Here is a 17,747-nt window from a genome sequence, read left to right on the forward strand (position 1 = left end):
GGACCGGAGGTGAAAGGGACATGAGCCAAGCCGACCAGCTCGCGCGGACACATTTGGCGCCCGATCCGGCCGACCTGTCGCGCCTGATCCATGGCACACAGCACAACCCGCACGGCATTTTGGGCGCCCACGAGTACGGCGATCACACCGTCATTCGTGCCTACCGGCCGCACGCAACAGGCGTCGTCGCGCTCGTCGGAGACGATCGATTCCCGATGCAGCACATCGAATCCGGTCTCTTCGCCGCCGTGTTGCCGTTCGTCGACCTGATCGACTACCGGCTGCAGGTCACCTACGACGGCGCCGAGCCGCACGTCGTCGCCGACGCGTACCGCTTCCTGCCGACTCTGGGCGAGGTCGACCTCCACCTGTTCGGGGAGGGACGCCACGAGCGGCTGTGGGAGGTCCTTGGCGCACACCCCCGCTCGTTCACCACGGCCGACGGCGTCGTCAACGGGGTGTCGTTCGCGGTGTGGGCGCCTAACGCCAAGGGCGTCAACCTGATCGGCGAGTTCAACGGCTGGACCGGAGACGAGGCCCCGATGCGGGTCCTAGGCTCGTCGGGCGTCTGGGAGCTGTTCTGGCCGGGGTTCCGCCTCGATGGGCTGTACAAGTTCCGGGTGCACGGCGCCGACGGCGTCGTGACCGAGCGGGCCGATCCGATGGCGTTCGCCACCGAGGTGCCGCCGCACACCGCCTCGCGGGTGACCCGCAGCGAGTACACCTGGGAAGACGCCGACTGGATGACGCGGCGCGCGCAGGGCAACCCGGTGTTCGAGCCGATGAGCACCTACGAAGTTCATCTGGGTTCCTGGCGTCCGGGTCTCAACTACCGCCAGTTGGCCCGTGAGCTGACGGATTACGTGGTGGAACACGGGTTCACCCACGTCGAGCTGCTGCCGGTCGCCGAGCACCCCTTCGCCGGATCGTGGGGCTATCAGGTGACGTCCTACTACGCGCCGACGTCGCGATTCGGCACGCCGGACGAATTCCGGGCCTTGGTCGACACCCTGCACCAGGCAGGCATCGCGGTGCTGGTGGACTGGGTGCCCGCGCACTTCCCCAAGGACGCATGGGCGCTGGGCCGATTCGACGGCACGCCACTCTACGAGCACTCCGACCCGAAACGGGGCGAGCAACTCGATTGGGGCACCTACGTATTCGACTTCGGCCGGCGCGAGGTCCGCAACTTCCTGGTGGCCAACGCGCTGTTCTGGCTCGAAGAGTTCCACATCGACGGCCTGCGGGTGGACGCGGTGGCGTCGATGCTGTACCTGGACTACTCCCGCCCAGAAGGCGGCTGGACGCCCAACATCTACGGCGGCCGCGAGAACCTGGAGGCCGTGCAGTTCCTGCAGGAGATGAATGCCACGGTGCACAAGACCGCTCCCGGCATCGTCACCATCGCCGAGGAGTCAACCTCGTGGCCCGGCGTGACGCGGCCGACAAGCCTTGGCGGCCTGGGCTTTTCGATGAAGTGGAACATGGGCTGGATGCACGACACGCTCGGCTACATCGGCCGCGATCCGATCCACCGCAGCTACCACCACCACGAGATGACGTTCTCCATGCTGTATGCATTCAGCGAGAACTACGTGCTGCCGATCAGCCATGACGAGGTGGTCCACGGCAAGGGCACGCTGTGGAGCCGGATGCCGGGCAACAATCACGTCAAGGCGGCCGGGCTGCGCAACCTGCTCGCCTACCAGTGGGCGCACCCGGGCAAGCAATTGTTGTTCATGGGACAGGAATTCGGGCAGCGCGCCGAATGGTCCGAGGAGCGCGGGCTGGACTGGTGGCAGCTCGACGAGCAGGGGTTCTCCAACGGGATCCTGCGGCTAGTCCGCGACATCAACGACATCTATCGCGGTCACCCGGCGCTGTGGAGCCAGGACACCGTGCCCGACGGCTACTCCTGGATCGACGCCAACGACTCCGGCAACAACGTGTTGAGCTTCCTGCGCTACGGCAAGGACGGCTCGGTGATGGCGTGTGTGTTCAACTTTGCGGGCGCCGAGCACAGCGGATACCGACTGGGTCTGCCGTCGGCCGGCCGCTGGCGCGAGGTGCTCAACACCGACGCGACGGCCTACAACGGTTCGGGCATCGGCAACATGGGCGGCGTCGACGCCACCGAGGACCCGTGGCACGGCCGGCCGGCCTCGGCGCTGCTGGTGCTGCCACCGACGTCCGCGCTGTGGCTCGAACCCGAGTAGCGGCGTCAGTACAGCGCGTTGGCGAGGTTGCGCCGTCCGGTGACGACCTCGGGATCGGCTGGGTCGAAAAGGTCGAACAGCTCGATCAAACGGGTGCGCACCACGGTGCGATCGTCCCCGGATGTGCTGCGCACCAAGGCGATCAGGCGATCGAACGCGGCACTCACATCCTGGTTGAGGATCTGCACGTCGGCGGCGGCCAGGGCGGCTTGAATATCGCCGGGTGCGGCGTCGGCGACGGTGACGGCGTCCGGGCGATGCGCGGTTGCGCGGGTGAGGAATTCGATCTGGCGAATCGCACCCTTGGCTTCGGCGTTGGCCGGGTCGGCATCCAGGATCGCCTGGTATGACGTGTTGGCCGCCTCGAAGTCTCCGTCTTCCAGATGGCGGCGGGCCGCGGCCAGCTCGGGATCGACCGCGTTGGCCTCCTCGGACCCGGGTGCGCCCTTGAGCTTTCCGGCGGTCGCCGACAGGATCTGATCCAACCAGCCACGCAACTGTTCGGCCGGCTGTATGCCCTGGAAACTCGATATCGGCTGGCCGGCGGCCAGCGCCACCACCGTCGGGACGGCATCGACACCGAAAATCTGCGCGACCCTCGGCGCGACATCGACATTGACCGTCGTCAACGACCACGCACCGTTGTCCTGGGCCGCCAGCCCGGCGAAGGTGTCGAGCAGCTGGACACACGCGTCGCTGCGCGGTGACCACAGCACCACGACCACGGGCACTTCCTCCGACCGGAGTAGCACCTCTGCCTCGAAGTTGGCCTCGGTGACCGCGATGACCCCGGGGTCACCCTCGGCGGCCGACGGCGCTGACCCGGCGGCGGGGGCGCCCGACGGCTGGGGCCGCTGTTTGAGGCCGGAGAGGTCGACCGCACCAGCCAGGGCGGGGCCGATAGAAGGTCGCGGACGTGTCACGCCGTCAAGTTTGTCATGCGCCCGGGCTACCCATCCACCCCGGGCGCGGCGGCGTCCGGCACCGCCGGGTCCGCGGAAATCCGTCCCCGAAAATGGCCGTGAGCGGCAAATATGACGAAGATCACAATTCGCCGTCGGCGTGCCGCGCCAGCAACCACGGCGACGGCCCCGATCTCCGGCTAACCCGCGCGCAGAATCAGGGCGTCGCCCTGCCCGCCGGCCCCGCACAGCGCGGCGACTGCGTATCCGGAGCCGCGGCGTGACAACTCCAGGGCGGCATGCAGCGTGATCCGCGCTCCGGACATCCCGATGGGGTGCCCGACGGCGATCGCGCCCCCGTTGACGTTGACGCGGTCGGGGTTCACGCCCAGTTCACGGGTGGACGCCAGCGCCACCGCGGAAAAAGCCTCGTTGATCTCGATGACATCGAGCTGGTCGACGGAGATGCCCTCGCGGCCGACCGCTTTCTTGATCGCGTTGGCGGGCTGCGACTGCAGGGTGGAATCCGGTCCGGCCACCACGCCGTGCGCACCGATCTCGACCAGCCAGGTCAGCCCCAGCTCCTGGGCCTTGGCCTTGCTCATCACCACCACCGCGGCGGCGCCATCAGAGATCTGCGAGGCCGACCCGGCGGTGATGGTGCCGTCCTTGCGAAACGCGGGCTTGAGGCCGGCCAGCGACTCGGCGGTGGTGTTTGCGCGGATCCCCTCGTCCTCGGTGAACTGCAGCGGATCGCCTTTGCGCTGTGGAATGTTGACGGGCACCACTTCGTCGGCGAATACGCCGTCCTTCCAGGCCGCGGCGGCCTTCTGGTGCGACCGCGCAGCGAACTCGTCCTGCTCGGCCCGGGTGAACTTGTCGGCGTCGTTGCGCTGCTCGGTGAGCGCGCCCATCGGCTGGTCGGTGAACACGTCGTGCAGGCCGTCGTAGGCCATGTGGTCCAGCACCGTCACGTCGCCGTACTTGTAACCCGAGCGGCTGTCCATGAGCAAATGCGGCGCCTTGGTCATGGACTCCTGCCCACCGGCCACCACCACGTCGAACTCACCGGCACGAATGAGCTGGTCAGCCAGCGCGATGGAGTCAATACCGGACAGACACATCTTATTGATGGTCAGCGCCGGAACATCCCAGCCGATGCCGGCCGCCACGGCCGCCTGACGTGCCGGCATCTGACCGGCCCCGGCCGTCAACACCTGGCCCATGATCACGTAGTCGACCGCGGAGGCCGGAACATGGGCCTTTTCCAGAGCGGCCGCGATCGCGACGGCCCCCAGATCGGTGGCGGAAAAATCCTTCAGCGAACCCATCAACTTGCCGATGGGTGTCCGTGCTCCAGCAACGATCACCGACGTCGTCATGACTCTCTCCTAAGGCCTGCCTGGCGCTTCCTCGATCGTCCTGGAGAAGCGCAATCTTTGCCGTCAGGTTACCGTTATGAGATGACGACCGATCAAGTTGACGCCCGTCAGATCCTGGCCACCTCACTGGTGACGGCGATCGATCATGTCGGCATCGCAGTCGCCGACCTGGACGCCGCCATCGCGTGGTACCACGACACCCTCGGCATGATCCTGGTGCACGAGGAAGTCAACGAGGAGCAGGGAATCCGCGAAGCCATGCTGGCTGTGCGCGGCGCCCCCGCGGGCACCGCTCAGATCCAGTTGATGGCGCCCCTGGACGAGTCTTCGACCATCGCGAAGTTCATCGACAAGCGCGGTCCGGGCATCCAGCAGATGGCCGTTCGGGTCAGCGACCTCGACACACTGGTCGAGCAACTCCGCGAGCAAGGCGTGCGCCTGATCTACGACGTACCCCGGCGCGGCACGGCAAACTCCCGGATCAACTTCATCCACCCCAAGGACGGCGGCGGGGTGCTGATCGAGCTCGTCGAACCGGCCGCCTGAGACCGATTCACGACCACTTCCTGGTGGGACCGCGGGTGGCGCGGTGCGCCCAGCACGGCGTATGCCAATGTCGCCGCTCCTCGACGTGAGCCGCCCCGCCGGCGAGGGTGGAATCGATCGGCCATACTACCAGATGCGCTGAGCCAGAGCGTATTTCGTGATCGCAGCCGGGGCACCTGTAGGTCTTGACCGCGCGGGCCGCCGGTATCGGACGGACTTCGTACTCGTGCCCGTCGGGCCCGGGCTCCACCCGGCGCGGTAGAGGCGCCGACGGCCGCTGCCTGCGTGGCGGGGTGCGGCGGCGGCCCATGGGCCGAGTCTACTGGCAGGCCCTCAGAACAGCCGGTACTCGTCGCTGTCCATCCCGCGCATCTTGTCGTAATCCAGTGTCAGACAACGGATGCCGCGATCGACGGCCAGTGTGCGGGCCTGCGGCTTGATCTGCTGAGCCGCAAATACTCCCTTGACCGGCGCGAGCACGCTGTCGCGGTTGAGCAGCTCCAGGTACCGAGTGAGCTGCTCGACGCCGTCGATCTCACCGCGTCGCTTGATCTCCACCGCCACAGAGCCACCATGCGCGTCGCGGCAGAGCAGATCGACCGGCCCGATGGCGGTCATGTACTCGCGGCGAACCAGCGTGTATCCCTCGCCCAGCAGTTGCACGTGCTCGGCGAGCAGCGCCTGCAAGTGCGCTTCGACACCGTCCTTGACCAGGCCGGGATCGACGCCCAGTTCGTGGCTGGAGTCGTGTTCGATCTCCTCGACGGTGATGCGCAGTTGCTCGCCGGCCTTGTTCTCGACCACCCACACGGGGGCGTGTTCACCGGCCTCCTCGGTCAGCCGGCACGGCGGGCTCATCCAGTTGAGCGGCTTGTAGGCGCGGTCGTCGGCGTGCACACTCACCGATCCATCGGCCTTGAACAGCAGCAACCTGCGGGCGGACGGCAGATGCGCGGTGAGCCTGCCGACATAGTCAACGGTGCATTGAGCGATCACAAGGCGCACCCGATTCACCTTAGAGCGTGGCCGACAAACTAGGCTGACGCCACCATGTCGGCCAACAAGTCCGTGGCACAACGCATAGGCCGCGTCCTCGAGCACGTCACCCGTCAGAGTGGTCGGCTGCCCGAGACACCCGCGTACGGCTCCCTGCTGCTCGGGCGGGTGGCGGAAAGCCAAGGCCGCCGGCGGGTCCGCATCCAGGTCATCATGACGGTGCTGGTGCTGGGCGCGAACCTGATCGGCATCGCCGTCGCCCTGCTGTTGGTCACGGTCGCCATTCCGGTGCCGAGCATTTTCGACGACGCGCCCGCGTGGCTCACGTTCGGGGTTTCGCCCGCCTACACCGCGCTGGCCCTCGCGGTCGGAACGTACTGGATTACCCGCAAAACCGTGATCTCGCTGCGCTGGGCGATCGAGGGGCGGACGCCGACGGAAGAGGACGAGCGCAACACCTTCACGGCCCCGTGGCGACTCGCCGTCTTCGACCTCGTTCTATGGGGGATCGGGACGGCGCTGCTCACGACGCTGTACGGCATGGTCAACACGCAGTTCATTCCGCGGTTTCTGCTGGTCGTGAGCTTTAGCGGGGTCTTGGTCGCCACCGCTAGCTATCTGCTCGCCGAGTTCGCGCTGCGGCCCGTGGCCGCGCAAGCGCTCGAGGCGGGGCCACCGCCGCGGCGATTCTCGGGCGGCATCATGGGCCGAACGATGGTGGTCTGGTTCCTCGGATCGGCCGTTCCCGTCATCGGCATCATGCTGTTGGCCTTCTTCGAACTCGTGCTGCGCAACCTGACGCAGACGCAGTTCGCGGTCGGCGTAGCGCTGGTGTCGCTCGCGTGTTTGATCTTTGGTTGTACCTTGATGTGGATCCTGGCGTGGCTCACCGCAACTCCGGTGCGAGTGGTCCGCGCCGCGCTGAAACGGGTCGAGCGGGGCGATCTTCGCGGCGACCTGGTGGTGTTCGACGGCACCGAACTCGGTGAACTGCAACGCGGTTTCAACGCGATGGTCGACGGCCTGCGTGAACGCGAGCGCGTGCGCGACCTTTTCGGTAGGCACGTCGGCCGCGAAGTCGCTTTGGCCGCGGAACGCGAGCGACCGAAATTGGGCGGCGAGGAACGCCACGTCGCGGTCGTGTTCATCGACATCATCGGGTCCACCCAACTGGTCACCAGCAAGCGTCCCGCCGACGTCGTCGGCGTACTGAACCGGTTTTTCGCGATCGTCGTCGAGGAAGTCGATCGAAATCAGGGTCTGGTGAACAAGTTCGAAGGCGATGCGTCACTGGCCATCTTCGGAGCCCCTAATCGACTCGACAACCCCGAAGACGCGGCGCTGGCGGCCGGTCGCGCCATCGCTCGTCGACTGGCCGACGAAATGTCGGAGCTCTCGGCCGGAATCGGTGTCGCCGCGGGGCATGTTGTCGCCGGAAACGTCGGAGCCCGGGAACGCTTCGAATACACCGTTATCGGTGAACCCGTCAACGAGGCCGCGCGGCTGTGCGAACTGGCGAAGTCGCACCCGGGCCGACTGCTTGCTACGGCCGGCGCCATCGAAGGGGCGAGCGAAAAGGAGCGCGCCCGTTGGTCTTTGGGTGATGAAGTGACGCTGCGCGGACACGAGCGTCGCACCCGTCTGGCGTCGCCGGTCGACCTGTGAGCCCTGATGCCCGCCACACCGCGCATCCTCGCGCGGGCGTGCGCGTCGACTCCGGCCGAATGGTCGCCTCGGGCACACCTCCACCACGATGTCGCTTTTCCGCCAGTTTTGTCGGTGCAGGGGTGTAAGCCTTAAAGCGTGCACGACGATTTCGAACGCTGCTACCGCGCCGTCCAGTCCAAGGACGCCCGGTTCGACGGATGGTTCGTCACCGCGGTGCTGACCACCCGCATCTACTGTCGGCCCAGCTGCCCGGTGCGTCCGCCGTTCGCACGGAACGTGCGGTTCTACCCGACGGCGGCGGCCGCTCAGCGTGCCGGGTTTCGGGCGTGCAAGCGGTGCCGCCCCGACGCGTCCCCGGGTTCCCCGGAGTGGAATGTGCGCGGTGATGTCGTGGCACGGACCATGCGCCTGATCGCCGACGGGACGGTGGACCGCGAGGGCGTCGGCGGCCTGGCCGCCCACCTCGGCTACACCACGCGACAGCTGGAACGGCTGTTGCGGGCCGAGGTCGGGGCGGGCCCGCTCGCACTGGCCCGCGCGCAACGGGCGCAGACCGCCCGGGTGTTGATCGAAACCACCGACCTGCCGTTCGGCGACGTCGCATTCGCCGCCGGCTTTTCCAGCATTCGCCAGTTCAACGACACCGTGCGTTCGGTCTTCGAGAACACACCGAGCGCGCTGCGCCGGCGCGCATCGACAGGCTCCGCGTCTGCCCCGAATTCCCCTGGCACCGTGTGCCTTCGGCTCCCGGTGCGCACGCCCTTTGCCTACGCCAATGTCTTCGGCCATCTGGCGGCGGGCGCGGTGCCAGGCTGCGAGGAGGTCCGCGATCGCGCATACCGGCGCAGCCTGCGGCTCCCATTCGGCAACGCGATCGTCGCCCTGACCCCCGCCGTCGATCATGTCCGGTGCGTGCTGGTGCTCGACGACTTCCGTGACCTGACGACGGCAATTGCGCGCTGTCGACGGCTGCTCGACCTCGACGCCGACCCGGAAGCGGTGGACGAAGCGCTGAGCTCCGACGCAGATTTCTACGCCGTCGTGGCCAAGGCGCCCGGGCAGCGGATCCCGCGCACCGTCGACGAGGCCGAGCTCGCGGTGCGCGCGGTGCTGGGCCAACAGGTCTCCACTAAGGCGGCGAGCACCCACGCGGGCCGTCTGGTGGCCGCGTACGGGCGGCCGATCAGGGATCCCGAGGGGACGTTGACGCACACCTTCCCGTCCGTGGAGCAGCTCGCCGACATCGACCCCATCCATCTGGCGGTGCCCAAGGCCCGGCGCCGAACGGTGAGCGCTCTGGTCGCCGGCCTCGCCGACGGAACTGTCGTGCTGGGTGCCGGCTGCGACTGGGAAAGTGCGCGAACGCAATTGCTCGGAGTGCCCGGGGTCGGCCCCTGGACCGCCGAGGTGATCGCAATGCGCGGCCTCGGCGATCCCGACGCGTTTCCCGCCAGCGATCTGGGCCTGCGCCTGGCCGCCGAACAGCTGGGCCTGCCGTGCGACGAGCGGTCCCTCGTCGCGCGCAGCGCGCGGTGGCGTCCCTGGCGTTCCTATGCCACCCAATACCTTTGGACCACTCTCGAACATCCGGTAAACCGTTGGCCACCACAGGAGGTCGCATGATTGAGTACCGCACCATCGACAGCCCCATCGGACCGCTGACCTTGGCCGGCCGCGGCTCGGTGCTGACCAACCTGCGCATGGTCGACCAGACCTACGAGCCGAGCCGCAGCGACTGGATGCCGAACCCGCGGGCGTTCGGGGCGGCCGTCGAGCAACTCGGCGCGTACTTCGCCGGCGAGCGCATCGACTTCGACCTCGAATTCGACCTGCGCGGCTCCGATTTTCAGCGCAGGGTATGGGAGGCGCTGCTGACCATTCCGTACGGCGAGACGCGGTCCTATGGACAGATCGCCCACCAGATCGGAGCTCCAGGCTCCGCGCGCGCGGTGGGCTTGGCCAATGGGCACAACCCGATCGCGATCGTCGTCCCATGCCACCGGGTGATCGGCGCCAACGGCAGCCTCACCGGCTACGGCGGCGGGCTCGACCGCAAACGAACGCTTCTCGACATGGAACGCGGTCACGCGGCGGTCCAGGCGGATTTAACGCTATTCGACTAGAAATGCGCATTTGCGCGCGAATGCAAAAACACCCCCGTTGCCGGGGGTGTTTTTGTGTATGTTCGGCGGTGTCCTACTTTTCCACCCGTGTGGGCAGTATCATCGGCGCTGACAGGCTTAGCTTCCGGGTTCGGAATGGGACCGGGCGTTTCCCTGTCGCTGTGGCCGCCGTAACTCTATTTAAATTTGTTTGGTGGGGGGTGTGGCGTTTCGCGGCATTGCTGCCGTGAAATGGATCGTGGTTGCGATTGTGTGTTGGTAAGTTTTCGGCCGGTTAGTGCCAGTTCCCTGCACTCATTACTGAGCTTCCAGGTCTGGCCTATCGAACCCGTAGTCTGCGGGGGGCCTTATCCCTCTAAAAGGGTGAGAAACCTGATCTTGGAGAAGGTTTCCCGCTTAGATGCTTTCAGCGGTTATCCTGTCCGAACGTGGCTATCCAGCCGTGCCCCTGGTGGGACAACTGGTATACCAGAGGTTCGTCCGTCCCGGTCCTCTCGTACTAGGGACAGGTTTCCTCAAGTTTCTGACGCGCGCGGCGGATAGAGACCGAACTGTCTCACGACGTTCTAAACCCAGCTCGCGTGCCGCTTTAATGGGCGAACAGCCCAACCCTTGGGACCTGCTCCAGCCCCAGGATGCGACGAGCCGACATCGAGGTGCCAAACCATCCCGTCGATATGGACTCTTGGGGAAGATCAGCCTGTTATCCCCGGGGTACCTTTTATCCGTTGAGCGACACCCCTTCCACTCAGAGGTGCCGGATCACTAGTCCCGACTTTCGTCCCTGCTTGACTTGTAAGTCTCGCAGTCAAGCTCCCTTGTGCACTTACACTCAACACCTGATTGCCGTCCAGGTTGAGGGAACCTTTGGGCGCCTCCGTTACATTTTAGGAGGCAACCGCCCCAGTTAAACTACCCGCCAGGCACTGTCCGTGAACCCGATAAGGGTTCGACGTTAGGTGTCCAATACGATCAGAGTGGTATTTCAACAACGACTCCATACAAACTGGCGTCTGTATTTCACAGTCTCCCACCTATCCTACACAAACCGTACCGAACACCAATACCAAGTTGTAGTGAAGGTCCCGGGGTCTTTTCGTCCTGCCGCGCGTAACGAGCATCTTTACTCGTAGTGCAATTTCGCCGAGTCTATGGTTGAGACAGTTGGGAAGTCGTTACGCCATTCGTGCAGGTCGGAACTTACCCGACAAGGAATTTCGCTACCTTAGGATGGTTATAGTTACCACCGCCGTTTACTGGGGCTTAAATTCTCCGCTTCACCTTACGGTTAACGGGTCCTCTTAACCTTCCAGCACCGGGCAGGCGTCAGTCCGTATACATCGTCTTGCGACTTCGCACGGACCTGTGTTTTTAGTAAACAGTCGCTACCCACTGGTTTCTGCGGCCGAATCCCGCTCGCACCGCAAGGGTGTTCACGGTATTCCGGCCCCCCTTCTCCCGAAGTTACGGGGGCATTTTGCCGAGTTCCTTAACCATAGTTATCTCGTACGCCTTGGTATTCTCTACCTGACCACCTGTGTTGGTTTGGGGTACGGGCCGTGTATGTGCTCGCTAGAGGCTTTTCTTGGCAGCAGAGGATCACCGAATTCGCCTCAATCGGCTATGCATCACCTCTCAGGATTAATGAGCGACGGATTTGCCTATCGCTCTCCCTACGGGCTTGCCCCAGTATTACCACTGACTGGTACGGCTGCCTTCCTGCGTCACCCCATCGCTTGACTACTACCAGCGAAGGTCCCACGCAGCCCCGAAACTCCATGCCCCCGAAGGGGAATGGTCGATCCGGTTTTGGGTGGTTAGTACCGCTGATTCATCAGGGACGCCTATACACGGGTACGGGAATATCAACCCGTTGTCCATCGACTACGCCTGTCGGCCTCGCCTTAGGTCCCGACTCACCCTGGGCGGACTGGCCTGGCCCAGGAACCCTTGGTCTTTCGGCGGGCAAGGTTCTCACTTGCCTTATCGCTACTCATGCCTGCATTCTCACTCCCCCACCCTCCACCATCCATTACCAGATGGCTTCGCTGAATGGGGGACGCTCCCCTACCCACACCTACATACGTAGATGTGCCGCGGCTTCGGCGGTGTGCTTGAGCCCCGCTACATTATCGGCGCATAATCACTTGACCAGTGAGCTATTACGCACTCTTTCAAGGGTGGCTGCTTCTAAGCCAACCTCCTGGTTGTCTCTGCGACTACACATCCTTTTCCACTTAGCACACGCTTAGGGGCCTTAGCCGGCGATCTGGGCTGTTTCCCTTTCGACGTACGGAGCTTATCCCCCGCCGTCTCACTGCCACGCTTTACACCACGGCATTCGGAGTTTGGCTGACGTCAGTAACCTAGTAGGGCCCATCGGCCATCCAGTAGCTCTACCTCCGTGGTGAACCACGCAACGCTGCACCTAAATGCATTTCGGGGAGAACCAGCTATCACGGAGTTTGATTGGCCTTTCACCCCTACCCACAGCTCATCCCCTCAGTCTTCAACCTAAGTGGGTTCGGGCCTCCACGCGGTCTTACCCGCGCTTCACCCTGGCCATGGGTAGATCACTCCGCTTCGGGTCCAGAACACGCCACTACACCCCAAAGGGGATGCGCCCTATTCAGACTCGCTTTCGCTGCGGCTACCCCGCACGGGTTAACCTCGCGACGTGTCCCTGACTCGCAGGCTCATTCTTCAAAAGGCACGCCATCACCCCACGAAGAGGCTCTGACGGATTGTAGGCACACGGTTTCAGGTACTATTTCACTCCCCTCCCGGGGTACTTTTCACCATTCCCTCACGGTACTGATCCGCTATCGGTCATCGAGAAGTATTTAGGCTTACCGGGTGGTCCCGGCAGATTCACAGCAGATTCCACGGGCCCGCTGCTACTCGGGAACTGATACAAGGTAGGTGTCGGGTTTTCGCGTACCGGGCTCTCACCGTCTACGGCAGACCATCCCAGGCCATTTCTGCTAACCACGACACTTTCTGACTACCCCTCAGCCAGGTAGAGCTGAGACATATCACTCCCACAACACCGCGCGCACAACCCCTACCCGGTTATGCATGCGCGCGGTTTAGCCTGTTCCGCGTTCGCTCGCCACTACTGACGGAATCACAATTGTTTTCTTCTCCTACGGGTACTGAGATGTTTCACTTCCCCGCGTTACCTCCCGCACCCTATATATTCAGATACGGGTAACACGACATCACTCGTGCTGGGTTTCCCCATTCGGAAATCCTCGGATCAATGCTCGGTTGACAGCTCCCCGAGGCATATCGCAGCCTCCCACGTCCTTCATCGGCTCTCGATGCCAAGGCATCCACCATGCGCCCTTAAACACTTACTTTTCACACAAAAACCAAAGAAGAAATTACACATTTCGACGAACACGCCGGCCACGAAGGTCCACGCGTTCATCTAGATGCTCGCAACCACTATCCAATACTCAAACACCACACCCCACCACCAAGATGGAGGGACTCCACACGGATCGACCGAGTGTTGTCTCAGGGCCCAATAGTGTGTCTGGCAATCATTTGCTGTTGTGCACCCGGTTTTCGTCCACTACAGACGAGAACCCCTCACGGCTCGCACCCCACCAATTGGAGTGCTTTTCGTGGTGCTCCTTAGAAAGGAGGTGATCCAGCCGCACCTTCCGGTACGGCTACCTTGTTACGACTTCGTCCCAATCGCCGATCCCACCTTCGACAGCTCCCTCCCAAGGGTTAGGCCACTGGCTTCGGGTGTTACCGACTTTCATGACGTGACGGGCGGTGTGTACAAGGCCCGGGAACGTATTCACCGCAGCGTTGCTGATCTGCGATTACTAGCGACTCCGACTTCATGGGGTCGAGTTGCAGACCCCAATCCGAACTGAGACCGGCTTTAAAAGGATTCGCTTAACCTTACGGCATCGCAGCCCTTTGTACCGGCCATTGTAGCATGTGTGAAGCCCTGGACATAAGGGGCATGATGACTTGACGTCATCCCCACCTTCCTCCGAGTTGACCCCGGCAGTCTCTCACGAGTCCCCGGCATTACCCGCTGGCAACATGAGACAAGGGTTGCGCTCGTTGCGGGACTTAACCCAACATCTCACGACACGAGCTGACGACAGCCATGCACCACCTGCACACAGGCCACAAGGGAACCGACATCTCTGCCGGCGTCCTGTGCATGTCAAACCCAGGTAAGGTTCTTCGCGTTGCATCGAATTAATCCACATGCTCCGCCGCTTGTGCGGGCCCCCGTCAATTCCTTTGAGTTTTAGCCTTGCGGCCGTACTCCCCAGGCGGGGTACTTAATGCGTTAGCTACGGCACGGATCCCAAGGAAGGAAACCCACACCTAGTACCCACCGTTTACGGCGTGGACTACCAGGGTATCTAATCCTGTTCGCTCCCCACGCTTTCGCTCCTCAGCGTCAGTTACTGCCCAGAGACCCGCCTTCGCCACCGGTGTTCCTCCTGATATCTGCGCATTCCACCGCTACACCAGGAATTCCAGTCTCCCCTGCAGTACTCTAGTCTGCCCGTATCGCCCGCACGCTCACAGTTAAGCCGTGAGATTTCACGAACAACGCGACAAACCACCTACGAGCTCTTTACGCCCAGTAATTCCGGACAACGCTCGCACCCTACGTATTACCGCGGCTGCTGGCACGTAGTTGGCCGGTGCTTCTTCTCCACCTACCGTCAATCCGAGAAAACCCGGACCTTCGTCGATGGTGAAAGAGGTTTACAACCCGAAGGCCGTCATCCCCCACGCGGCGTCGCTGCATCAGGCTTGCGCCCATTGTGCAATATTCCCCACTGCTGCCTCCCGTAGGAGTCTGGGCCGTATCTCAGTCCCAGTGTGGCCGGACACCCTCTCAGGCCGGCTACCCGTCGTCGCCTTGGTAGGCCATCACCCCACCAACAAGCTGATAGGCCGCGGGCCCATCCCACACCGCAAAAGCTTTCCACCAGAAGACATGCGTCTTGAGGTCCTATCCGGTATTAGACCCAGTTTCCCAGGCTTATCCCGAAGTGCAGGGCAGATTGCCCACGTGTTACTCACCCGTTCGCCACTCGAGTACCTCCGAAGAGGCCTTTCCGTTCGACTTGCATGTGTTAAGCACGCCGCCAGCGTTCGTCCTGAGCCAGGATCAAACTCTCCAAACAAAAACTCCTCGCAGTACGAGGCGAATTTCAAATCAGAGATACCTGACAAGACGCCAATAACTGGCATCAAATACGGCCATACCGACACACGGGGAGTGTTTAGGTATGGCCAAAAAAACAACAACAAATAAAAAGACCAAACACACTATTGAGTTCTCAAACAACACTTGTTTCGCCCGTTTTGGGGCAACCCTGCCAGCTTAATACAGGTCCGGTAGGTTAGTCAACTCCCAATTTTGATCTGCTAGAGACCGTCTCGGGAGCAGCCGTGCCAGGCTAGTACCAATCCAGCGAGGGAGTCAAGGCCCCGCGTTCGTCCACCTTCGCGTTGGTGATCGCGCTTGTGGGGCACTGACTTTGGTTACTGTACCCGCTCGATCTCCGCTCCCAAAATCGCCAGGTTCTCCACGAACAACGGGTAGCCGCGATCGATGTGGAAGACGTCGTGGACCTCGGTGTCTCCGTCGGCGACCAGGCCGGCCAACACCAGTCCGGCGCCGGCCCGAATGTCCGAACACCAGACCGGTGCACTCGACAATTGCGGCAGGCCTCGCACGACGGCGTGATGTCCGTCGGTGCGGGCGTCGGCGCCGAGGCGGATCATTTCTTCTACGAACCGAAAGCGCGCCTCGAAGACGTTCTCGGTGATCATCGACGTGCCGTCGGCGATGGACGCCAACGCGATCGCCATCGGCTGAAGGTCGGTGGGGAATCCGGGGAACGGCAAGGTCGCCACGTTGACGGCTTTGGGCCGCTCGTACTGGGCCACCCGGAAACTGTCGTCGGTTTGCGTCACGGTGGCGCCTGCGTCGTGCAGCTTATGTAGCACCACCTGCAGGTGAGCCGGATCGATACCCGTCACCGTGATGTCTCCGCGGGTTATCGCGGCGGCGATCCCCCACGTGGCGGCCACGATGCGGTCCCCGATCACGCGATGTTCGGTCGGGTGCAGCTTCGGGACGCCGGTGATGGTCATCGTCGGCGAACCGGCGCCCTCGATCTGTGCGCCCATCTGGTTCAACATCGTGCACAGGTCCACAACGTCGGGTTCGCGGGCCGCGTTGTGGATGGTGGTGACGCCCTCGGCCACGACCGCGGCCATCAGGATGTTCTCGGTGGCTCCCACCGAGGGGAACTCGAGCTGGATCTCCGCGCCGCGCAACGTATCGGCTTGTGCCACCACGCATCCGTGTTCGATGTTGCACTGCGCACCGAGTTGGCGCAGGCCGGCCTGATGCATGTCGAGCGGGCGTGATCCGATCGCATCGCCGCCGGGCAGCGCGACGCGGGCGCGTCTGCACCGGCCGACCAGCGGCCCCAGCACACACACCGACGCGCGGAACTGTCGCACCGCGGCGAAGTCGGCGTCGTATTTCGGCTCGTCCGGCGAGGTGATCCGCGCGACGTCGCCGTCCAATTCGACCGTTGCGCCCAGGCCGCGCAGCACCTCCGCCATCAGCGGCACGTCCAGGATGTCGGGGCAGTTGGTGATCGTGCTGGTGCCTTCGGCCAACAGCGTCGCGGCCATCAGCTTGAGCACGCTGTTTTTCGCGCCCCCCACTGCGACTTCGCCTGACAACCGGTTGCCGCCGGTCACCACGAATCGCTCAGCCACCCGCGTCAGTCTAGTGAAGCGGTATCGGCTTGTCAGTCAGCCGACCCCCACCCGAGTACGGTTTGCTCATGGCTGTACACCTGACTCGCATCTACACACGAACCGGTGACGACGGCACGACGGGATTGAGCGACTTCTCGCGGGTGTCCAAGAACGACCCCCGCCTGGTGGCCTACGCCGATTGCGACGAAGCAAACTCGGCGATCGGCGTCGCCGTCGCCGTGGGCCGGCCGGACGAGCGGCTCAGCAGTGTGTTGCGGCAGATCCAGAACGATTTGTTCGATGCCGGGGCGGACCTGTCGACGCCCGTGGTCGACAACCCCGAGTATCCACCGCTGCGAGTCACCCAGCCCTACATCGACCGGCTCGAACGGTGGTGTGACACCTATAACGAACCGTTGCCGAAGTTGAATTCCTTTGTGCTGCCTGGTGGTTCACCGTTGTCGGCGTTGCTGCACGTCGCCCGGACCGTGGTGCGTCGGGCCGAACGCTCGGCCTGGGCGGCCCTCGATGCCGCGCCCGGACAGGTCAACGTGCTGCCGGCCAAATACCTGAACCGCCTGTCCGATCTGCTTTTCATCCTGTCGCGCGTGGCCAACCCCGACGGCGACGTGCTGTGGAAACCGGGTGGCGACAACGCCGCCGACAGTTAGCGCGGGCGCGACCTACAGACTGCGCCGGCGCGACCGGGGCGACGGACGCGACTCCAGCCAGGACAGGAACGCGGTCAGGGCGCCCTTGTCGAGGGCGATCTCGTAGCCTGCCCTGCGGTCCTGGGTGGTATCGCGCAGCTCGAGGACGACGATCTCGTCGGTCATGATGTCGAACTCGTCGCCGCGCGGTGCCCGCCTGGATACGATCTCGACACCCCGTCGGCTCAGCCGCCTGTCCGGCCACAGTCGCAGGCTGGAAAGTCGGTAGAACGCGGCTTCGCCACCGCGGTAACGGATTACGCCGTGTCGCCAGCCGTGGCCGCCGACCGCGGGAATGTCCCGCATGATCCCCGCCGTGCCGCCCTGGCGCAGCTTCCACAGCCGATAGCTGAGCCCGACGACGGCGCCCGCCAGCACGACGACGAGCACGACCATGCCGACCATGGGCGCGCTCATCTTCTTGTCCGAG

General features: G+C 63.8%; 12 protein-coding genes and 3 rRNA genes. 6 read left to right on the plus strand and 9 right to left on the minus strand.

The features are described 5' to 3' along the window. Nucleotides 1–20 precede the first annotated feature (20 nt). Nucleotides 21–2,216 (plus strand): 1,4-alpha-glucan branching protein GlgB, encoded by a 2,196-nt coding sequence (gene glgB, locus OQ789_RS16415; RefSeq protein ID WP_324687060.1) that lies wholly within the window; start codon nt 21–23, stop codon nt 2,214–2,216. A 5-nt stretch (nt 2,217–2,221) separates the two neighbouring features. Here the strand turns inward: glgB and OQ789_RS16420 are convergent, their stop codons facing one another. Both OQ789_RS16420 and OQ789_RS16425 read right to left on the minus strand, forming a co-directional pair. Further along, the gene (locus OQ789_RS16420; protein WP_324687061.1) at nt 2,222–3,139 is read right to left on the minus strand and encodes a tetratricopeptide repeat protein; all 918 of its coding nucleotides are present in this window, start codon (nt 3,137–3,139) and stop codon (nt 2,222–2,224) included. 179 nt (nt 3,140–3,318) lie between these two features. Then, nucleotides 3,319–4,500, minus strand: coding sequence for an acetyl-CoA C-acetyltransferase (locus OQ789_RS16425; protein ID WP_324687062.1), 1,182 nt, complete (start codon nt 4,498–4,500; stop codon nt 3,319–3,321). An 81-nt stretch (nt 4,501–4,581) separates the two neighbouring features. On the opposite strand from OQ789_RS16425, the gene mce reads away from it, so the two are divergent. Beyond that, nucleotides 4,582–5,046 (plus strand): methylmalonyl-CoA epimerase, encoded by a 465-nt coding sequence (mce, locus tag OQ789_RS16430; protein WP_324687063.1) that lies wholly within the window; start codon nt 4,582–4,584, stop codon nt 5,044–5,046. Between the two features lie 7 nt (nt 5,047–5,053). Here mce and OQ789_RS16435 read toward each other — a convergent pair whose 3' ends face one another. Both OQ789_RS16435 and nucS read right to left on the minus strand, forming a co-directional pair. Next, on the minus strand, nt 5,054–5,356 hold the full coding sequence (locus OQ789_RS16435; RefSeq protein WP_324687064.1) for a hypothetical protein: 303 nt from the start codon (nt 5,354–5,356) through the stop codon (nt 5,054–5,056). A gap of 23 nt (nt 5,357–5,379) precedes the next feature. Continuing rightward, the gene (gene nucS / locus OQ789_RS16440) at nt 5,380–6,051 is read right to left on the minus strand and encodes an endonuclease NucS (RefSeq protein WP_324687065.1); all 672 of its coding nucleotides are present in this window, start codon (nt 6,049–6,051) and stop codon (nt 5,380–5,382) included. Nucleotides 6,052–6,096: 45 nt separating this feature from the next. Here nucS and OQ789_RS16445 point away from each other — a divergent pair, with 45 nt between their 5' ends. The 3 genes from OQ789_RS16445 to OQ789_RS16455 all read left to right on the plus strand — a co-directional run bounded on the left by OQ789_RS16445 (nt 6,097) and on the right by OQ789_RS16455 (nt 9,833). After that, nucleotides 6,097–7,707, plus strand: coding sequence for an adenylate/guanylate cyclase domain-containing protein (locus OQ789_RS16445; RefSeq protein ID WP_324687067.1), 1,611 nt, complete (start codon nt 6,097–6,099; stop codon nt 7,705–7,707). Nucleotides 7,708–7,845: 138 nt separating this feature from the next. Beyond that, nucleotides 7,846–9,333 (plus strand): DNA-3-methyladenine glycosylase 2 family protein, encoded by a 1,488-nt coding sequence (locus tag OQ789_RS16450; protein WP_324687068.1) that lies wholly within the window; start codon nt 7,846–7,848, stop codon nt 9,331–9,333. Further along, a complete protein-coding gene (locus OQ789_RS16455) occupies nt 9,330–9,833 on the plus strand; it encodes a methylated-DNA--[protein]-cysteine S-methyltransferase (RefSeq protein WP_324687070.1) in 504 nt (167 codons plus the stop codon). Before OQ789_RS16450 ends, OQ789_RS16455 begins: the two co-directional genes overlap by 4 nt. A gap of 60 nt (nt 9,834–9,893) precedes the next feature. Here OQ789_RS16455 and rrf read toward each other — a convergent pair. From rrf to murA, 4 genes are all read right to left on the minus strand, one after another. Next, nucleotides 9,894–10,006: ribosomal RNA gene (rrf, locus tag OQ789_RS16460) — 5S ribosomal RNA — on the minus strand. Nucleotides 10,007–10,087: 81 nt separating this feature from the next. Continuing rightward, a 23S ribosomal RNA gene (locus tag OQ789_RS16465) occupies nt 10,088–13,195 on the minus strand. Nucleotides 13,196–13,479: 284 nt separating this feature from the next. Beyond that, nucleotides 13,480–15,010, minus strand: a 16S ribosomal RNA gene (locus OQ789_RS16470). Together the 16S, 23S and 5S rRNA genes form the textbook arrangement of a ribosomal RNA operon. A gap of 361 nt (nt 15,011–15,371) precedes the next feature. Continuing rightward, a complete protein-coding gene (gene murA, locus OQ789_RS16475) occupies nt 15,372–16,625 on the minus strand; it encodes a UDP-N-acetylglucosamine 1-carboxyvinyltransferase (RefSeq protein WP_324687071.1) in 1,254 nt (417 codons plus the stop codon). 68 nt (nt 16,626–16,693) lie between these two features. On the opposite strand from murA, the gene OQ789_RS16480 reads away from it, so the two are divergent. Continuing rightward, a complete protein-coding gene (locus OQ789_RS16480) occupies nt 16,694–17,278 on the plus strand; it encodes a cob(I)yrinic acid a,c-diamide adenosyltransferase (protein WP_324687073.1) in 585 nt (194 codons plus the stop codon). Nucleotides 17,279–17,290: 12 nt separating this feature from the next. Here the strand turns inward: OQ789_RS16480 and OQ789_RS16485 are convergent, their stop codons facing one another. Next, a complete protein-coding gene (locus tag OQ789_RS16485; RefSeq protein WP_324687074.1) occupies nt 17,291–17,734 on the minus strand; it encodes a DUF2550 domain-containing protein in 444 nt (147 codons plus the stop codon). Between the last annotated feature and the right edge of the window lie 13 nt (nt 17,735–17,747).

This window comes from Mycobacterium sp. 94-17 (assembly GCF_035617725.1).
Classification (GTDB): Bacteria; Actinomycetota; Actinomycetes; order Mycobacteriales; family Mycobacteriaceae; genus Mycobacterium.